This window comes from Phenylobacterium sp., assembly GCF_036264965.1.
Taxonomy (GTDB): Bacteria; Pseudomonadota; Alphaproteobacteria; order Caulobacterales; family Caulobacteraceae; genus Phenylobacterium.
This window is the reverse complement of sequence record NZ_DATAPY010000159.1, coordinates 1-2,583: the sequence shown is the minus strand read 5'-3', so window position 1 is coordinate 2,583 and position 2,583 is coordinate 1. Positions and strand designations below refer to the sequence as shown.

Sequence of the window (2,583 nt, the reverse complement as noted above, 5' to 3'; positions counted from 1 at the left end):
GACCACAAGATGGACAACGAGCGGATGGTCGACCACATCGTCGAGCTGGTTGAAGCCAAGGCCGCCGAGCTCGCCGCGGCCGCCCCCAAGCCTGCGCTCGAAGCCGCGGAGTAGAGCCATAAAAGTGACGCCAGCGTCACTCTTGTGCAGCTTCGGCGATTGCGGTTAGGTGAGCCCCCCAAACCCCCGGGAGGGACGAGATGTCCGCGGACGGCAACTGGAAGATCACCATCAACACGCCCATGGGCGCGCAGGAAGTGAACGCCGAGATCAAGACCAGCGGCGACACCTTCACCGGCAAGACCTCGGGCCGCATGGGCGACTCGGAAGTCAGCGGCAAGGTCGACGGCGACACCCTGACCTGGAGCGCCAACATCACCCAGCCGATGCCGATGACGCTGGAGTTCACCGCCACGGTGGCCGGCGACGCCATGACCGGCAACGTCAAGCTGGGCGCCTTCGGCAACGCTCCGCTGAGCGGCGTCCGCGCCTAAACACGTCTTCGGACGTGCGGAAGGCCTCCCCCGGCGACGGGCGGAGGCCTTTTCTGTGTTCGGGCCTTAGTGCGCCGCGCTGGCCGCCAGGTCGGACGAGGCGCTGTCGACGGCATTGGTCTTCATGGGCTGGTCGTGGCGCAGGGTCACCGCGACGATCGCCGCCGCGCCCAGGGCGGCGAGGGCGATAAGCGCCATCAGCACCCTTCGCCCGGTCAGCCCTGTGATCCCTGGTTCGCTCATCTGCGGTCTCCGATTGCCCGAACCTAACGGCGCCCGGACCGGAGCGTTCCTTCGGCGGAGCTATCGCCGCCGGGGCGGGACCACGTCGGCGAACAGCTCGAAGCTCTTCCACTTGGGCTCCAGCGGCGGCGCCTCGGGGTCGGGCAAATAGGCCGACGCCTCGACCAGCGACAGGTTCGGCACATAGCGCGGACAGTTGGGGAAGATGTCGGTGGGCGTCACCTTCACCAGCAGTTGCGCGCCGGGAACTTCGCCCATCATCGGATCATCGCCCACGACCTCAGCCGTCCCGTTCACCCGCAGCCGTTTGGGCGCTTCCCCGAAGGCGACGAACAGGATGCCGACGTGTGGGTTCACGCCCAGGTTCCCCAGGCTTTTGAACATCCCGTTGCCGTCGTAGTCAGGGAATACCAAGAGGTCCGGCGCGGCCACCCGCGCAAAGCCCGGCGCCCCGCCCTTGAAGGAGCAGTCCGGCCGCCCCTGCGCGTCCGCCGTCGCCAGGAAGAAAAAGCCGAGCGAGCTAATGAAGGTCGCGTCGTCCTCGGTGAAGCGGTCGCGCCGCAGCTTTTCCTCCAGCCGGTCGGCCAGGGCGCGGCTGCCGAAGGCGTCTTGCAGCGCCCGATTGCCGTCGTGGTACATGGGAGCCCTCCCATCCGCCCCGGCCCGTTTGGCAAGCGGCCCATTTGGCAAGCAACCGGGGGAAGGCTAGAGGAAGCTCCCCTTCGTTTCAGGCGTCTACTGATTTGCGACTTCCCCAGGCCAGACTCGACCAGGTGCTCGACCGCTTCCGCGAGATCGAGGCGCGCATGGGCGCGGCCACCGACGGCCAGGAGATCGTGCGCCTGGGCAAGGAGCACGCCGAGCTGAAGCCGGTGGTCGACGCGGTCCAGACCCTGCAGCGGGCCCGCGATGAGGCGCCGGAGCTGGAGGAAATGGCGTCCGCCGGCGACCCCGAAATGGCCGCCATGGCCCGCGACGAACTGGACGCCCTCAAGGACCGCCTGCCGCGCCTCGAACGCGAGGTGGCCCTGCTGCTGGCGCCCAAGGACAGGGACGAGAACGCCTCCGCCATCCTGGAAGTGCGCGCCGGCACGGGCGGCGACGAGGCTGCCCTCTTCGCCGGCGACCTCTTCCGCATGTACCAGCGCTACGCCGCCGAGCACGGCTGGCGCGTGGAGATCGATAGCGTCTCCGAAGGCGACGCCGGCGGCTACAAGGAGATCATCGCCGCGGTCACCGGCGACGGAGTGTTCGGCCGGCTGAAGTTCGAGAGCGGCGTCCACCGCGTGCAGCGCGTGCCGGCCACGGAGGCGCAAGGGCGCATCCACACCTCCGCCGCCACTGTCGCGGTCCTGCCGGAGCCGGAAGAGGTCGAGATCGACATCAAGGACGGCGACATCCGCATCGACACCTACCGCTCCTCCGGCGCCGGCGGCCAGCACGTCAACAAGACCGACAGCGCGGTGCGCATCACCCACCTGCCCACCGGGATCGTGGTGACCTCCTCGGAAAAGTCGCAGCACCAGAACCGCGCGCGGGCCATGAAGGCCCTAAAGGTCAAGCTCTACGACCAGCAGCGCGAGGCCCTCGACACCGCCCGCTCCGACGCGCGGAAGTCCCAGGTGGGCTCCGGTGACCGCTCCGAGCGCATCCGCACCTACAATTTCCCGCAAGGCCGGGTCACCGACCACCGCATCAACCTGACCCTCTACAAGATCACCGAGGTGATCGCCGGCACCGCGCTCGACGAGGTCATCGAGGCCCTGATCGCGGCCGACCAGGCCGAGAAGCTGGCGGAACTGGAATGAGCCCGAAATTCACATGGACCTGGGGGTGAAATGAGCAA

Annotated in this window: 4 protein-coding genes; 2 read left to right on the top strand and 2 right to left on the bottom strand. The window is 68.1% G+C overall.

What is annotated here, in order from left to right; genetic code table 11:
• Positions 1–200: 200 nt before the first annotated feature.
• On the top strand, positions 201–494 hold the full coding sequence (locus VHS75_RS21115; protein WP_329640598.1) for a hypothetical protein: 294 nt from the start codon (positions 201–203) through the stop codon (positions 492–494).
• A gap of 66 nt (positions 495–560) precedes the next feature.
• On the opposite strand, the gene VHS75_RS21110 is transcribed toward VHS75_RS21115, so the two are convergent.
• Positions 561–737 carry a hypothetical protein gene (locus tag VHS75_RS21110; RefSeq protein WP_329640597.1) on the bottom strand — a complete coding sequence of 59 codons (177 nt, stop codon included), beginning with the start codon at positions 735–737 and terminating at the stop codon, positions 561–563.
• A 60-nt stretch (positions 738–797) separates the two neighbouring features.
• Positions 798–1,376 (bottom strand): pyridoxamine 5'-phosphate oxidase family protein, encoded by a 579-nt coding sequence (locus tag VHS75_RS21105; protein WP_329640596.1) that lies wholly within the window; start codon positions 1,374–1,376, stop codon positions 798–800.
• 104 nt (positions 1,377–1,480) lie between these two features.
• Here VHS75_RS21105 and prfA point away from each other — a divergent pair, with 104 nt between their 5' ends.
• Positions 1,481–2,545, top strand: coding sequence for a peptide chain release factor 1 (prfA, locus tag VHS75_RS21100; RefSeq protein WP_329640595.1), 1,065 nt, complete (start codon positions 1,481–1,483; stop codon positions 2,543–2,545).
• Positions 2,546–2,583 lie beyond the last annotated feature (38 nt).

Excerpts from the sequence above, each read along its gene's own strand:
- VHS75_RS21115 (WP_329640598.1), top strand. The coding sequence starts at position 201 with ATGTCCGCGGACGGCAACTGGAAGATCACCATCAACACGCCCATGGGC.
- VHS75_RS21110 (WP_329640597.1), bottom strand. The coding sequence starts at position 737 with ATGAGCGAACCAGGGATCACAGGGCTGACCGGGCGAAGGGTGCTGATG.
- VHS75_RS21105 (WP_329640596.1), bottom strand. The coding sequence starts at position 1,376 with ATGTACCACGACGGCAATCGGGCGCTGCAAGACGCCTTCGGCAGCCGC.